The 14,561-nt window shown below is 72.5% G+C and carries 14 protein-coding genes and 1 tRNA gene; 8 read left to right on the top strand and 7 right to left on the bottom strand.

Translation table 11 applies throughout. The features are described from left to right. Nucleotides 1–95: 95 nt before the first annotated feature. On the bottom strand, nt 96–719 hold the full coding sequence (locus tag ACIQI7_RS20180) for a TetR family transcriptional regulator (RefSeq protein WP_387757812.1): 624 nt from the start codon (nt 717–719) through the stop codon (nt 96–98). A gap of 145 nt (nt 720–864) precedes the next feature. Between ACIQI7_RS20180 and ACIQI7_RS20175 the strand changes: the two genes are divergently transcribed. Further along, the gene (locus ACIQI7_RS20175) at nt 865–2,091 is read left to right on the top strand and encodes an acyl-CoA dehydrogenase family protein (RefSeq protein ID WP_387757813.1); all 1,227 of its coding nucleotides are present in this window, start codon (nt 865–867) and stop codon (nt 2,089–2,091) included. A gap of 3 nt (nt 2,092–2,094) precedes the next feature. On the opposite strand, the gene ACIQI7_RS20170 is transcribed toward ACIQI7_RS20175, so the two are convergent. The 3 genes from ACIQI7_RS20170 to ACIQI7_RS20160 all read right to left on the bottom strand — a co-directional run bounded on the left by ACIQI7_RS20170 (nt 2,095) and on the right by ACIQI7_RS20160 (nt 4,390). Beyond that, complete coding sequence (locus tag ACIQI7_RS20170; protein WP_401111660.1) at nt 2,095–2,703, bottom strand: hypothetical protein; 609 nt, start codon at nt 2,701–2,703, stop codon at nt 2,095–2,097. A 152-nt stretch (nt 2,704–2,855) separates the two neighbouring features. Next, entirely contained in the window at nt 2,856–3,665 is an 810-nt protein-coding gene (locus tag ACIQI7_RS20165) for an enoyl-CoA hydratase/isomerase family protein (RefSeq protein WP_401111657.1), read from the bottom strand. Nucleotides 3,666–3,700: 35 nt separating this feature from the next. After that, nucleotides 3,701–4,390: a TetR family transcriptional regulator gene (locus tag ACIQI7_RS20160; protein WP_401111654.1), complete on the bottom strand. Its 690-nt coding sequence runs from the start codon at nt 4,388–4,390 to the stop codon at nt 3,701–3,703. A gap of 187 nt (nt 4,391–4,577) precedes the next feature. Between ACIQI7_RS20160 and ACIQI7_RS20155 the strand changes: the two genes are divergently transcribed. Then, nucleotides 4,578–6,077, top strand: a complete 1,500-nt coding sequence (locus ACIQI7_RS20155; RefSeq protein ID WP_401111651.1) for an MFS transporter — start codon at nt 4,578–4,580, stop codon at nt 6,075–6,077. An 85-nt stretch (nt 6,078–6,162) separates the two neighbouring features. On the opposite strand, the gene ACIQI7_RS20150 is transcribed toward ACIQI7_RS20155, so the two are convergent. Continuing rightward, nucleotides 6,163–6,711: a GNAT family N-acetyltransferase gene (locus ACIQI7_RS20150; protein ID WP_401111648.1), complete on the bottom strand. Its 549-nt coding sequence runs from the start codon at nt 6,709–6,711 to the stop codon at nt 6,163–6,165. A 75-nt stretch (nt 6,712–6,786) separates the two neighbouring features. Between ACIQI7_RS20150 and ACIQI7_RS20145 the strand changes: the two genes are divergently transcribed. Beyond that, nucleotides 6,787–7,395: a TetR/AcrR family transcriptional regulator gene (locus tag ACIQI7_RS20145; protein ID WP_401111645.1), complete on the top strand. Its 609-nt coding sequence runs from the start codon at nt 6,787–6,789 to the stop codon at nt 7,393–7,395. A gap of 291 nt (nt 7,396–7,686) precedes the next feature. On the opposite strand, the gene ACIQI7_RS20140 is transcribed toward ACIQI7_RS20145, so the two are convergent. Beyond that, nucleotides 7,687–7,762: transfer RNA gene (locus tag ACIQI7_RS20140), tRNA-Arg, on the bottom strand. Nucleotides 7,763–8,450: 688 nt separating this feature from the next. Here ACIQI7_RS20140 and ACIQI7_RS20135 point away from each other — a divergent pair. The 5 genes from ACIQI7_RS20135 (at nt 8,451) to ACIQI7_RS20115 (ending at nt 14,071) form a co-directional block, all read left to right on the top strand. After that, nucleotides 8,451–9,059, top strand: coding sequence for a single-stranded DNA-binding protein (locus ACIQI7_RS20135; RefSeq protein ID WP_401111642.1), 609 nt, complete (start codon nt 8,451–8,453; stop codon nt 9,057–9,059). Between the two features lie 354 nt (nt 9,060–9,413). Beyond that, nucleotides 9,414–10,847: a Cys-Gln thioester bond-forming surface protein gene (locus tag ACIQI7_RS20130; protein ID WP_401111639.1), complete on the top strand. Its 1,434-nt coding sequence runs from the start codon at nt 9,414–9,416 to the stop codon at nt 10,845–10,847. Between the two features lie 264 nt (nt 10,848–11,111). Beyond that, entirely contained in the window at nt 11,112–12,776 is a 1,665-nt protein-coding gene (gene ettA / locus ACIQI7_RS20125; protein ID WP_387757831.1) for an energy-dependent translational throttle protein EttA, read from the top strand. A 129-nt stretch (nt 12,777–12,905) separates the two neighbouring features. Further along, nucleotides 12,906–13,349 (top strand): acyl-CoA thioesterase, encoded by a 444-nt coding sequence (locus ACIQI7_RS20120; RefSeq protein ID WP_401111636.1) that lies wholly within the window; start codon nt 12,906–12,908, stop codon nt 13,347–13,349. A gap of 29 nt (nt 13,350–13,378) precedes the next feature. Further along, complete coding sequence (locus ACIQI7_RS20115) at nt 13,379–14,071, top strand: hypothetical protein (RefSeq protein ID WP_401111633.1); 693 nt, start codon at nt 13,379–13,381, stop codon at nt 14,069–14,071. Nucleotides 14,072–14,130: 59 nt separating this feature from the next. On the opposite strand, the gene ACIQI7_RS20110 is transcribed toward ACIQI7_RS20115, so the two are convergent. Then, nucleotides 14,131–14,535 carry a globin gene (locus ACIQI7_RS20110; RefSeq protein ID WP_387757836.1) on the bottom strand — a complete coding sequence of 135 codons (405 nt, stop codon included), beginning with the start codon at nt 14,533–14,535 and terminating at the stop codon, nt 14,131–14,133. Between the last annotated feature and the right edge of the window lie 26 nt (nt 14,536–14,561).

The raw sequence follows: 14,561 nt of genomic DNA, 5'->3' as shown, positions 1-14,561 counted from the left end.
GAACGGTCCGGCCGGCGGTTCGGTGGGCGGGCCGGCGGGCAGGCGGTCCGGCGGTTCGGGCGACGTCTCGGCCGACGTCTCGGCCGGCGAAGGGCTCAGTCGGCGGACGGTTCGGGTGCGGGCGGCAGGACGGCGGTCGGCAGTTCCGCGGCGGCGGCCAGCCGGCCCCAGAGCAGGTCGGCCAGCGCCTGCACCATCCGGGTGCGCGAGCAGGGCCTGGCCTCCAGCCACCAGTCCCCGGCGGCCAGCACCATGCCGGTGATGCCCCGGCCCCAGGCCTCGGCGAGCAGCTCGCGGTCGGCGCCGAGGTCGACCTGGCTCTGCACGGCCCGGGTGATCTCCTCGGCGATCTGCCTGAGCGCGGGGGCGAGCGCGTTGCCCGCGCCGCTCGGGTCGCCCGGCTCCGGGTGGGTGAGCAGCCGGTAGACCTGGGGGCGGGCCTCGATCCCGGCGAGGTAGGTGTCCAGCACGTGCTCGACCCGGTCGCGGCGCTCCAGCGGTTCGGCGAGGGCGGCCCGGACGGCGGCCAGCAGTCCGCTGGTGTGGCGCTCGGTCAGGGCGCCGATCAGGCCGTTCCGGTCGCCGAAGTGGCGGTAGAGGATCGGCTTGGTGATGCCGGCCTCGGCGGCGATGGCGTTCATGCTGGCGCCCGGCCCCTCGCGCTGGATGACCCGGTCGGCGGCGTTGAGCAGCTGCTCGCGGCGGGGCTCTCGGGACATGCGCTGCTCCTCGGGATCGGGTTCGACGGGGCCTGCCTGGGCGTTGACACCGGTTACCAATCAGTAGCAGACTCCGACGATGTTACCCGAGGTAACACCCCGGTCGGCCGCAGGTCGGACGCCCACGTCTTGGGAGGAAAGCATCATGAGCAGCACGTTCTCGCTGGACCCGGGCGCGGACCAGCTCGCCGTACGCGACTGGCTGCACGGCTTCGCCGCCGACGTGATGCGGCCGGCCGCGGCCGAGTGGGACGAGCGCGAGGAGACTCCCTGGCCGGTCATCCAGGAGGCCGCCAAGCTCGGCATCTACTCGCTGGACTTCTACGCCCAGCAGTACTTCGACCCCTCCGGCGTCGGCATCCCGATCGCCATGGAGGAGCTCTTCTGGGGCGACGCGGGCATCGGACTGTCCATCGTGGGCACCACCCTGGCCGCCGTCGCGGTGCTGGCCAACGGCACCGACGAGCAGATCGGCACCTGGACCCCGCAGATGTTCGGCACCCCCGAGGACGTCAAGGTGGCCGCCTTCTGCTCCTCCGAGCCGGACGCCGGCTCCGACGTCTCGGCGCTGCGCACCCGGGCGGTCTACGACCGGGCCAAGGACGAGTGGGTGCTCGACGGCACCAAGACCTGGGCCACCAACGGCGGGATCGCCGCCGTCCACGTGGTGGTCGCCACCGTCGACCCGGAGCTCGGCGCCAAGGGCCAGGCGTCCTTCGTCGTCCCGCCCGGCACCCCGGGGCTGAGCCAGGGCCAGAAGTTCAAGAAGCACGGCATCCGCGCCTCGCACACCGCCGAGGTGGTGCTGGACGGCGTCCGGGTGCCCGGCAGCTGCCTGCTCGGCGGCAAGGAGAAGCTGGACGAGCGCCTCGCCCGGGCCCGCGAGGGCGTCAAGCGCCCGGGCGGCCGGGGCAACGCGGCGATGGCCACCTTCGAGGCCTCCCGCCCCGCCGTCGGCGCGCAGGCGATCGGCATCGCCCGGGCCGCGTACGAGGTGGCGCTGGACTACGCCAGGACCAGGGAGCAGTTCGGCCGGCCGATCATCGACAACCAGGGCGTGGCCTTCCAGCTCGCCGACATGCGGACCCGGATCGACGCGGCCCGGCTGCTGGTGTGGCGGGCGTCCTGGATGGCGGTCAACAACCAGCCGTTCACCGCGGCCGAGGGCTCGATGTCCAAGCTGTACGCGGGGGAGACGGCCAAGTACGTGACCGCGCAGGCGATGCAGATCCTCGGCGGCAACGGCTTCACCCGGGAGTACCCTGTGGAGCGGATGCACCGGGACAGCGCCATCTACTCGATCTTCGAGGGGACCAGCGAGATCCAGCGGCTGGTGATCGCCCGGGCGATCTCGGGGATGCCGATCCGCTGACCGCTACCGGGCCAGCCAGAAGGTGAGCCCGGCGGTGAGCGCGCCCACCGCCGCGCCGACGACGGTCTGCGCGGTGGTGTGGTCCCGCAGCACCACCCGGGACCACCCGATCACCGGGACCAGTGGGAGGAGCACCAGCCAGAGCGGGCCGAGCGCGATGGCGAGGCAGACCACCGCGCCGGTGGCCACGGCGGTGTGCACGGAGACCTTCCACCAGGCGGTGATCACCAGGATCGGCACCAGTGAGGCGAACATCGCCAGGACCAGTGCGGTCAGGTCGGCCGGGGCGTCCAGTCCGATCATCACCCCGAAGCTGAGCAGCACCGAGCCCATGATCAGCGGCAGGACGGTCAGCCGGCGCCTCCGGTGGCCGACGTGACGGTCCGCCACGGTGCCCCTGCGCATGCCGTACCGGATGATCAGGGTCGGGACGACGGCGGCGAACACGGCGGCGAACAGCGCCCAGCCGATGCCCGGCCAGCCGTAGCGGAGGCCGCCCAGCAGCGGGAGCAGCGCGATGATCACGTTCTTCGGCTCCAGGCCGTCGGTGATCCGGCGGGCCCAGGTCGTCCGGGGGGTGGGGGCGGGTGCGGCCGCGGTCTCGGCGGTCATCGGGGTGGGTGCTCCGGGGGCGTGAAGGGGTGGACGGGTTTCGGGTGGACGCTCGTGCGGGGGCGGATGCCCGGAACCGGGGGCTGCTCGGAACCGGGGGAGTTCAGCCGGGGGTTGCCCAGGACCGGGGGTCGCCCGGAACCGGGAGGTGCTCAGAACCGGGCGGGGCGGCCCTCCAGGAAGGCGGCCAGGCCCTCGCGGACGTCCGAGCCCTCGCGGGAGCGGAGCAGCCAGGGCGCCAGGACCTCGTCGGCCCGCTGGGCCGGCGCGTCCAGCACGGCCTTGGCCGCGCCGATGGTGTGGGTCGAGCGGCGGGCCAGCAGCCGGGCGAAGTCGAGGGCCGCGGCGTCCAGTTCGGCGTCCGGCAGGACGCGTTCGGCCAGGCCCAGCGGCAGGGCGTCCCGGCCGGTCACCAACTCGCCGGAGAACAGCAGGTACTTGGCCCGGGCCGGGCCGACCAGCCGGGCCAGCCGTACGGTCGGCACCGCCGAGTAGACCACGCCGAGCTTGGCCGGGGTGATCCCGAGCCGGGCGTCCTCGGCGACGAACCGCAGGTCGCAGGCGACGGCCAGTTGGCAGCCGCCGCCGACGCAGGCGCCGTGCACCACGGCGAGGGTCGGGTGCGGGAAGGCGGCCAGCGCCTCCTCGGCGGCGACGTTGGTCTTGTGGTAGGCCTCCGCGCGGTCCGGATCGCCGTACACCTCGGAGAGTTCGGCGATGTCCGCGCCCGCGCTGAAGGTGTTGCCGGCGCCGGTGAGCAGCAGGACGCGCACGCCCTCGTGGCCGGCCAACTGCTCCAGCACCTCGGGCAGCGCCCGCCAGATCGCCAGCGTCACCGCGTTGCGGCGGTGCGGGCGGGCGAACTCCAGCACCGCGACGCCGTCCTCGCCGACGTACGCGTTGAGGCCCTCGGCCCGCGCGGGCAGGGCGGAGCGGTCCCGCGTGAGCAGCGGCTGGTCCATGCGCACCTCCGGTCGGTCGTGGTGCGCCAACTCTCTCAGGCGGCGCGGGTGCAGTAGTCGCCGAGTCCGTGTTCGACCAGGGTGAAGGCGCGACGGGCCTCCTCCAGCGCGGCGGGCAGGGCGTCGGCGGCGCGCTCGCCGGCGAGCATCCGGCGGTGGTTGGCGGCGATCAGCGAGACCCGGACGGCCAGCACCTGGGCGGTGGCGACCCGGGCGGTCAGCTCGTCGTGGGCCGGGTCCTGGGCGAGCAGTTCGGCGGACAGCGCGGCGTGCGCCAGCTGGTCGAAGCCGAAGGTGGCGCGCGCGGTCAGCACCGGGGTGCGGTGGATCAGCCGGACCACGTCCAGCACCATCCCGTCGTCGTTCAGCCCGCTGGCCGGGTCGAAGCGCCCCAGGGCGGCGAGGAAGTGCTCGCGCAGCGCCGTCACCGCCGAGGCCCCCGGGGCGCGGTCGCGCACCGCCCGGGCCGGCTCGTCGAGGTGCTGCTCCATCGGGCCCATGACCAGGTCTTCCTTGGTGGGGAAGTAGTTGAAGACGGTCATCTTGGACACTTCGGCGGCGGCGGCGATCTCCGCGACCGAGACCTGGTCGAAGCCGCGCTCGGTGAAGAGCGCGATGGCGGTGCGGAAGATCCGCATGCCGGTCTGGAACTTCTTGCGCTCGCGCAGCGGGAGCGCGTCGAGGTCGACGTCGGGGCCGAAGTCCTGTGCGGATCGCATCGCCATGGGGCGACTGTACCAGGCTCAAATGTTGACCGGGCAGAAAGATTGGCCAGGCTGAAAGATTATCCGAGATGAAAGGTTGGTCGGGATGAAGAATTGACCGGGTCCAAAAACACTGCCATGGTGGTGCCGTGCCCGCCGGACCGCACCGGTCCGGCTCTGACTCCACGGACCCTGGGGGGACTCGACCATGGCCACCGCCGTCGCAACCGCACCGCCCGACCCCGCCGCCGCGCCGATGACACCCGCGCAACGGAAGGTGGGCATGCTGCTCTGCCTGGTCACGATCGTGCTGGCGGTGCTCGACATGAACATCGTGTCGGCGGCCACCGTGCCGATCGTCCGGGAGCTCGACCCCGTCCACGGCGTCGACCGGCTGCCCTGGCTGGTCAGCGCGTTCGCCCTGGCCGCCACCGCGCTGCTGCCGCTGTACGGCAGGCTCTGCGACGTCTACGGCGCGAAGCGGGTGCTGCTCGGAGCCGTCGGCACCTTCCTGCTCGGCTCGGGGCTCTGCGGCGCGGCGCAGTCGATGGACCAGCTGATCGCCTTCCGGGCGGTGCAGGGGATCGGCGGCGGCGGGCTGATGAGCGTCACCATGGTGGTCATCGCCCAGCTCAAGGACCCGGCGGAGCGCGGCGCAGGCAAGGGCGGGGCGGTGGGCGGGATCGTCGCGGGCCTCGGCATGGCGGTCGGACCGCTGATCGGCGCGCTGCTCACCGACCACCTCAGCTGGCGCTGGATCTTCTACGTCAACCTGCCGCTCGGCCTGCTGGTGCTGGTCGGCGTCGCCCTGGTGGTCAAGGTCCCGTCGGCGCCCGGCCGCCGGAGCCTGGACTTCGTCGGTGCGGCCCTCGCGGCCGCCTTCGCGACCGGGCTGCTGCTGGTCACCGAGTGGGGCGGCAAGGACTACGGCTGGACGTCCCCGGTGATCCTCGGGCTGGCCGCCGCCACCCTGGGCGCGTTCGGCCTCTTCCTGTGGCGCCAGGCCACCGCGGCCGAGCCGGTGCTGCCGCTCTCGCTGTTCCGGATCCGCGCGGTGCGGCTGGGCTTCGCGATCCAGGGCCTGGTCGGGATGGGCATGATCGGCTCGATCATGTACGTGATGCTCTACCTGCAGGTCGCCCGGGGCGTCAGCCCGACCGCGGCCAGCCTCTACCTGGTCCCGCTGGCGGCCGGGATGACCGGGGCCGGGATCCTGGTCGACCGGCTGACCGGGCGCGGCCACCCGCCCCGGACCTCCCTGGCCGTCGGCGCCGGCTGCGCGGCGCTCGCCCTCGCGCTGCTCGGCCTCAGCGGACCGGACACCGGGCTTTGGGCGGTGCTGGCCGAACTCGCCCTGCTGGGCTGTGGGCTGGGCCAGCTGATCGGCCAGCTGATCACGGTGGTGCAGGAGGCCGCGCCCCGGCACCAGCTGGGGGTGGCGACCACCGGCATCCGGTTCTTCCAGAGCCTCGGCAGCGCGCTCGGCGCGGCGCTCTTCGGCACCGTGCTGGCCCGGGTCTTCGAGGCGGGCGAGCCGGGGCGGCCGCTCGGCGCGGTCCGGACGCTGACCGGTGCGGCGCACGAGCACGCGGTGCGCAGCTTCACGGACGCGGTGGACGTGGTGTTCCTGTCGGCGGGCGGGGTGCTGGTCCTGGCGCTGCTGTGCGTGCTGCGGCTGCGGACGGCGCAGGGGGCGCCGGCGGCCTGACGGCCGCAGGCGCGGTGCTCGGAGGCTTGGTGCGGTTGCGGGGCCCGGTGGACGGGGAGTCCACCGGGCCCCGTGCCGTACGTGTTCAGGCCTGGCCGGTCCACTCGGAGGCCAGGATGGCCCAGATCTCCTTGTCGTAGCGGACCCCGTTGTACGGGTACCACTCGCGCAGCACGCCGTCGCGGGTCATGCCGAGCCGCTCGGCGACCGCCCGGCTGCGGGCGTTGACGGAGGAGCACCACCACTCGGCGCGGTGCATGCCGCGGGTGACGAAGGCGTAGTCGAGCAGCTGCCTGACGGCGCGGGTGATCAGCCCGTGGCCCTCGCCGGCGGGCTCGGTCCAGGCGCCGATCTCGCAGACGCCGGACCTGGCGTCGAAGCTGACGAACATCACGCCGCCGACCAGCGTGCCGTCCAGCCAGATGCCGTAGATCCGCTTCTGGTCGGCGGCCAGGCCGTCGGCGTAGCGCTGGAGGGTGGCGCGGGCGGAGTCCAGGTCGACCGAGAAGGTGGCCCAGGGGATCCACGGGTCGGTGTGGGCGCGGGCGCGGTCGAGGTGGGTCAGGAACTCGGGGGCCTGCCAGGGCTCCAGCGGGCGCAGTTCGGCGTTCTCGGTGAGCGGTACGGCAAACACGGGCGGCCTTTCACGGGTGGTGCTGAGGTTGGCTGGACCATTCATAACAAACGTTTGGTATGTACGATAGCCCCCATGACACCGGCCCGTGGAGACCATGACGCCCGACGCTCGGAGGTCTCCGAGGGGGTGTGGCGGGTGCTCTCCACCCGGGGCTTCGAGGGGCTGACCCTGCGCGCGGTGGCCGCCGAACTGGGCGCCTCCACCGGGATGTTGACGCACTACTTCCCGAACAAGCGGGCGCTGCTCAGCCACGCCCTGGAGGAGCTGGACCGGCGCTCGCTGGCCCGGCCCCGGCGCACCGCTCCCGCCGACGGCAGCCCGCCGCCCGCCGGGCTCGCCCGGGTGCGGGCGTCGCTGCTGGACGTGCTGCCGCTGGACGGCGAGAGCGCGGCCGACAACCGGATCTGGGTCGGCTCCTGGGACCACGCCCTGGCCGACCCGGAGCTGGCGGCCGCGCACGCGGGCCGCTACGCGCGCTCGCGCGCGGCGCTCACGGCGCACGTCGCGGACGCCCAGCGGCTGGGGGAGCTCCCGGCGCAGGCCGACCCGGCCGCGCTGGCGGCGGGGGCGCAGGCCTTCGTGCTGGGCCTGGTGGTGCAGGCGCTGTTCGCTCCGGAGGAGTTCCCGGCGGAGCGGCAGACGGAGTTGCTGGACGCCTATCTGGCCGGGCTGGCGGGCTGACCGGCGAGAGTCGGCGTGGGCCGTCGCGAGCCGGTGCGAGGCCGGCGCGCGCCGGGGTGAGGTCGGCGTGAACCGACGCGGAGCGGCGCGAGTCGGGGTGGTCGCACCGGCCGGAATTCCGCTTGTTCCGATTGACCCCGTTTTCGGCCCCGTTTCCGCCGCGGGATGACACGGGTGGACACCGGTTCCGCGCGGCGGTCGCGCGAAGGCGGTTGGTGTACGGGATTACCGGGCGGCCCGAATCGGACACGGAAAGTGTCCGTCGGTGCGGCGGCCTGCGGGAATTGCGGGTGGTGCCCCCAGCAGGATTCGAACCTGCGACCTACCGCTTAGAAGGCGGGTGCTCTATCCGCTGAGCTATGGGGGCGGGACGGGCGGCGCCCTGGCGGGCGCGACCGTGGCCGGGATCGGGCTGGCGGGCGCCGGGGCGCGCGCTGTCCGGCCCCGTACCTGAGGGTGGGGGTGGGGGTGGTGGGCCCTCGCCCTGTCGGGGACAGGATAAGGGTGACCGGTTCCCCGGCCGGGTGCGACGACACCGCCGTTGGTGTGTCGGTTCGGTGGAGCGGTCCGATAATCGCAGGTGAAGGCCGTGAGTGCAGCGGTCTGGGAGTGTTCCGCGCCGGACGTTGTGCAGTCGTTACGGGGCTGCCTCCTCACCCGTTATGGATTCGGCACGGAGAATGTGTCGCCGACGGCGCGGGTGGGGGGCCGTAATCGCGGTTGCGCCGGTGGGGTGACGTGCGCGGACGGCTGTCGGGGCGTGTTCCGGGCGGCGTTCCCGGCGGCTTCCGGGGCGGGTTCGGCGGTGGTTCGGGCGGCGGTTCGGGGGTGCGCCGGAGGGGTGGCGAGCAGCGGGTTTGTTGTCATGGCCGCGAAAAATGAGGGCGGAAGCGGCGATGGAAGGCTGAAATTCACCCCTGCGAGTGACAAGAGTTGCACAGGCCCGAGTTATCCACAGGATTTCGGAACTCGGTGGCCCGGATTTCCTTCGGAGCGCACGCTCAAGGCGCACCGTCGATTCCGTACGGTGCACCGGCGAGAACGGAAGGTGTGCCGTGAGCGAGACGCACGTGACGGTGATCGGCAATGTGGCGACGGAGGTGAGCTACGGCGAAACCAGCGGCGGGGTGCCGACGGCCAACTTCCGGCTCGGCTGCACCGAGCGGCGGTACGACCGGCAGCGCGAGTGCTGGGTGGACGGCGAGACGCAGTGGCTGACGGTGACGGCCTGGCGGGGGCTGGCGGTCAATCTGATCGGCTCGCTGGCCAAGGGCGATCCGGTGCTGGTGAGCGGCCGGCTGCGGGTGCGCGAGTGGATGGAGGGCGAAGTGCGGCGGAGCCGGGCCGAGATCGACGCCCGATCGGTCGGACACGACCTCACCCGTGGTACCACGGCGTTCCGTTGGGCGGCCGGGGTGCGCGGCCAGCCGCCGGGCGGCGCCGGGCCGGCGGGGGCGGACGCGGGGGGCGAGGTGGTGCCGGAGTGGATCGTGAGCGCCGTGGAGGCGCGCAGGGGCTCCGCGGCGCCCTCACCGGCGCCCCCGGCGGCGGTCGCGGCGCCCGTCGTGCGGGCGCTGCCGCCGGGCGGGCGGTCGGGCGCGAGGGAGCCGGGCGAGGCGGCCGGGGCGGACCGAGGGGGTGATGCCGTGGAAGCTCCGTTCTGACCGGTCGGTCGCCTTCCCTGTCGACAAATATGTTGATCGAGAAGGCGGTTGTACCCGCACGTGCAATCCGACCGGATAACCGAATACGGCCCGTCGCTTTCTGTCCGACCGTCAGCTTGTGTGGGACTTGAGGGGATTGATAACGATCCAGATACGGAATCGTCCTGATTTCGCATGGGGGTTTCGGGGCCTCCGGGGCTCAATAGGATTCGTCTGGTTCATACCCGCAGCAGCGCCACAGGGGGCATGCGCGGAACGGCAAGTCGGCGGGCCGCCCACTAGGAGCGGCCCGGCCCGGAGGGATCCCAGATGTTCCAGAGGCAGGGGCGGAGTCTGTCCCGGATAACCACTGTCATGCTCACGACCAGTTTGGCGCTGGGCGGTGGCCTGTTCGCGGCCGGTGCGGCGGCTGCGGCCGGCACCCCGAGCTCGGGCGTGACCGCGGAAGTCCAGAACGAGATGCTCGGCGAGAAGATCGACGTCGACGGCAGGACCGTCGACGGCGGGCTGTTCACCCTCAAGACGAGCGCCGGCGAGAAGCTCCGGACGTACTGCATCGACTTCGACAACCCGGTCTACCTGGACAGCAACGCCAAGTACCACGAGGCGGACTGGGCGTCGAGCTCGCTCAACAGCAACGCGAACGCCCCCAAGATCCGCTGGATCCTGGACAACTCGTACCCGCAGGCGAGCCTGGCGTCCCTGGCCGCGGCCATCCACGTCGACAACCTGAGCGAGGCGGACGCCGCCGCCGGCACCCAGGCCGCGATCTGGAAGTTCTCGGACAACAAGACCGCGACCCCGCGCAACGACAAGGCCAAGAAGCTGCGCGAGTACCTCGTCGGCGACGCCAACAAGGGCGTCGCGGCCGAGCCGAAGCCCTCGCTGACCCTCTCCCCGGACTCGGTCTCCGGGAAGTCGGGCGGCAAGCTCGGCCCGTTCCTGCTGAACTCCAGCGCCAACGAGGTCAAGCTGACCGTCACCGGCGACGCCGCGGACAAGGTCAAGCTGCTGGACAAGGACAACAAGCCGGTCAACGGCAGCCTGGCCGGCCCGATCGGCAAGGACACCCCGCTGTTCCTGGACGTGCCGGCCGGCACCCCGGACGGCAAGGCCGCCATCAACGCCACCGCCGAGGCCAGCGTGCTCGGCGGCCGGGTCTTCATGAGCGACGTGGACTCCCGCGGCCGTCACAGCCAGACCATGATCCTGGCCAGCTCCACCAAGGTGAACGTCGCGGCCGGCGCCAAGGCCACCTGGAAGCAGGGCAAGGGCGCGCTGATCGACAGCACCGCCAAGGAGGAGTGCGCCGCCGGCGGCGTGCGGGTGTCCGTCACCAACACCGGTGACGAGGCCGCCACCGTCACGGTCGGCAAGCAGCAGGTCGCCGTCCAGCCGGGCAAGACCGAGAGCGTCGTCGTCAAGGTCGAGGAGAAGACCCGCTACGACATCACCGTGTCCGGTCCGAACGGCTTCTCCAAGCAGTTCACGGGCACCCTGGACTGCAAGGTCGGCGTGACGCCGACCCCGGCCCCGACCACCCCGGCCGCGACCGGCAAGCCGTCCGGCACCCCGACCGCGACCGCGTCGAGCACCCCGAGCAACGCGGCCGGCCAGCCGGCCCCGGCGACCACCAGCGCCGCCCCGGGCACCGGTGGCCTGGCCCAGACCGGTGCCAATGACTCCACCCCGATCCTCGCCGCCGTCGCCGGTGGCCTGGTCGTGGCCGGTGGCGCCGCCGTCTTCGTCCTGCGCCGCCGCGGCCGCCACGGCCGCAGCACCGCCTGAACCGGCTGAACCGCCCTACCGGGCCGGGAGGCAGTGACCTCCCGACGCCCTGAGCGCGGCCGAGACGGCCCGGCTCCCCGCACCCGCTGCGGGGAGCCGGGCCGTCGCCGTTCCGGCGCGGGGGCGGGGAGGACGGGCCGGGCGGGCGGGAGCGGTCGCGGATACCCCCGCGGGGTCACCTGGACGATTCGGGGCTCCGGGCCGGGTGCGGCACAATGGAAGGCTGCAAGCCGAATACTCCCGACGACGCCGGAGCGATCTCACGTGGCGGAATACATCTACACGATGCGCAAGGTGCGCAAGGCTCACGGAGACAAGGTCATCCTTGACGACGTGACGCTCAGCTTCCTCCCCGGAGCGAAGATCGGCGTCGTGGGCCCCAACGGCGCCGGTAAGTCGACCGTGCTGAAGATGATGGCCGGCCTGGAGCACCCCTCCAACGGCGACGCCTTCCTCTCGCCCGGCTTCACCGTCGGCATGCTCCTCCAGGAGCCGCCGCTCGACGAGTCCAAGACCGTCCTGGAGAACGTCGAGGACGGCGTCAAGGAGATCAAGGGGAAGCTCAACCGCTTCAACGAGATCGCCGAGCTGATGGCGACCGACTACTCGGACGCCCTGCTGGACGAGATGGGCAAGCTCCAGGAGGACCTGGACCACGCCGAGGCCTGGGACCTGGACGCCCAGCTGGAGCAGGCCATGGACGCCCTGGGCTGCCCGCCCGGCGACTGGCCGGTCACCAAGCTCTCCGGTGGCGAGAAGCGCCGCGTCGCGCTCTGCAAGCTGCTGCTGGAGGCCCCCGACCTGCTGCTGCTCGACGAGCCCACCAACCACCTGGACGCCGAGTCGGTGAACTGGCTGGAGCAGCACCTGGAGAAGTACAAGGGCACCGTCGTGGCCGTCACCCACGACCGGTACTTCCTGGACAACGTCGCCGAGTGGATCCTGGAGCTCGACCGCGGCCGCGCCTACCCGTACGAGGGCAACTACTCCACCTACCTGGAGACCAAGCAGTCGCGTCTCAAGGTCGAGGGCCAGAAGGACGCCAAGCGCGCCAAGCGGCTCAAGGAGGAGCTGGAGTGGGTCCGCTCCAACGCCAAGGGCCGCCAGGCGAAGTCCAAGGCCCGTCTGGCCCGCTACGAGGAGATGGCGGCCGAGGCGGACAAGATGCGGAAGCTGGACTTCGAGGAGATCCAGATCCCGCCGGGCCCGCGTCTGGGCAGCGTCGTCATCGAGGTCGAGAACCTCAACAAGGCCTTCGGTGAGAAGGTCCTGATCGACGACCTGAGCTTCACCCTGCCGCGCAACGGCATCGTCGGCGTCATCGGCCCGAACGGCGCCGGCAAGACCACCCTGTTCAAGATGCTCCAGGACCTGGAGACCCCGGACAGCGGCACGGTCAAGGTCGGCGAGACGGTCAAGATCAGCTACGTCGACCAGAGCCGCGCCAACATCGACCCGAAGAAGACCCTCTGGGAGGTCGTCTCCGACGGCCTGGACTGGATCAACGTCGGCCAGGTCGAGATGCCGTCCCGCGCCTACGTGTCGGCCTTCGGCTTCAAGGGCCCGGACCAGCAGAAGCCGGCCGGCGTGCTCTCCGGCGGTGAGCGCAACCGTCTGAACCTGGCGCTCACCCTCAAGCAGGGTGGCAACCTGCTGCTCCTCGACGAGCCCACCAACGACCTCGACGTCGAGACGCTCTCCTCGCTGGAGAACGCCCTGCTGGAGTTCCCCGGCTGCGCCGTGGTCATCTCCCACGACCGCTGGTTCCTGGACCGGGTGGCCACCCACATCCTCGCCTACGAGGGCGAGAGCAAGTGGTTCTGGTTCGAGGGCAACTTCGAGTCGTACGAGAAGAACAAGATCGAGCGGCTCGGCGCCGACGCCGCCCGTCCGCACCGGGCCACCTACAAGAAGCTGACCCGAGGCTGAGACCCAGCCGTCACGACGGCCCGGCGCCCCCCCCCCGGGGGGGCCGGCCGCCCCCGCGGCCCGTCGCCGCCGTCCGCCGCACCGGCGGTGCGGCGGACGGCGGGCGACCGGACACCGAGGAGAACTCCCGTGGCTCGCCACATCTACGCCTGCCCGCTGCGCTGGTCCGACATGGACGCCTTCGGGCACGTCAACAACGTGGTCTTCCTGCGCTACCTGGAGGAGGCCCGGATCGACTTCATGTTCACCCAGGCCGCCGCGGCCGGTGCCGGGGAGTTCGCGGGCGGCTCGGTGGTGGCCCGCCACGAGATCGACTACAAGCGCCCGCTGGTGCGCCGGCCCGAGCCGGTCACCATCGAGACCTGGGTGACGAAGATCGGCGGCGCCTCGCTGACCGTCTCGTACGAGATCAAGGACGTCACCGAGGACGGCGAGGACATCGTGTACGTCCGGGCGTCCACCGTGGTCGTCCCCTACGACCTGGCCGAGGGCCGGCCGCGCCGGATCTCGCCGGTGGAGCGGGAGTTCCTCGGCCGCTTCATGGACGAAGAGCCGGTAGTCGCCACCGTCTGACCCCACCTGACGATTCGGACTGAACCGCTGTGACCATCACCGCCCGTCTCGCCCTGACCGACACCGGGGAGGCCGCCGACCTCTCCGCCTTCCTGCTGCGCCTGCTGCGCTTCGACCGGGCGGCGGCCGTCCGGCTCCAGGCGGTGGGCCCGGGCGAGGGGGACGGCGTGCTGGCGGTCTTCGGGCGGCTGCCGCTGGGCGGTTCGGGCGCGCTGGCGATCCGCACCGTGCGGCTGGACGGACTGGACGAGCCGGTGGACCTGACCGTCTCGGCGGGTCAGCTGCTGGACGGCGTGGACGCCGAGGCGGGCGCCGTCGCGCTGCCCGCGCCGGTGACCGGCCCGGCCTGGGCCGGGCTGCTGCCGCCGCGCACCGGCTGGCGGCCGGTCGGCGCCCCGCCGGTGGCCGAGGTGTACCCCGAACTCATGGCCGGGGTGCGGGAGTTCCGGGAGCGCAGCGAGGCCGTCCCGGCGCACCACCGGACCCGCGCGGTGCTGGACGCCCTGGCCGACGAGATCTGGTCCCGTCCGGTCACCGTGCTGCCCGAGCTGCCGCTGCGGGCGCCGCACGCCGCGTACGTGGTCGGCTTCCTGAAGCCCGGCGCCCCGCTGACCGTGCACCGGGCGGGCGGCTGGCTGCGGTTGAGCGCCCCGGCGGGCTCGGTGGCGGTGCGCACCACGGCCGCGCCGGGCGCGGGGCTGGGGCTCAGCCCGGTCCGGTGACCCCGGGGGGCCCGGCTTGGGCTCGGCCCGGGGTGGTGACCCCGGGTACCCGGGAGGGCTCAGCCCGGGGTGTTGATCATCGAGGCGGCGGCGTAGGTCAGGTACTCGAGCAGCTGCTGCTCGTGCTCGGCCGGCAGCTCCAGGCTCGCCACGGCCGCCCGCATGTGGGTGAGCCAGGCGTCGTGCGCGGCCTTGTCGACCTTGAACGGCGCGTGCCGCATCCGCAGTCGCGGATGGCCGCGCCGGTCGCTGTAGGTGCGCGGGCCGCCCCAGTACTGCATCAGGAAGAGGGCCATCCGCTCCTCGGCCGGCCCGAGGTCGTCCTCGGGGTACATCGGCCGCAGCAACTCGTCCTCGGCGATGCCTTCGTAGAACCGGTGGGCCAGCCGCCGGAAGGTCGGCTCACCGCCGACCTGGTCGTAGAAGGTCTCCTCGCTCAACGTGCCTCGCCGGATCTCTCTCACCCGACCATGGTCGCAGACGCCGACGG

It is taken from the genome of Kitasatospora sp. NPDC092039 (genome assembly GCF_044756065.1).
Taxonomy (GTDB): domain Bacteria; phylum Actinomycetota; class Actinomycetes; order Streptomycetales; family Streptomycetaceae; genus Kitasatospora.
This window is presented reverse-complemented; position numbering and strand designations above follow the sequence as displayed.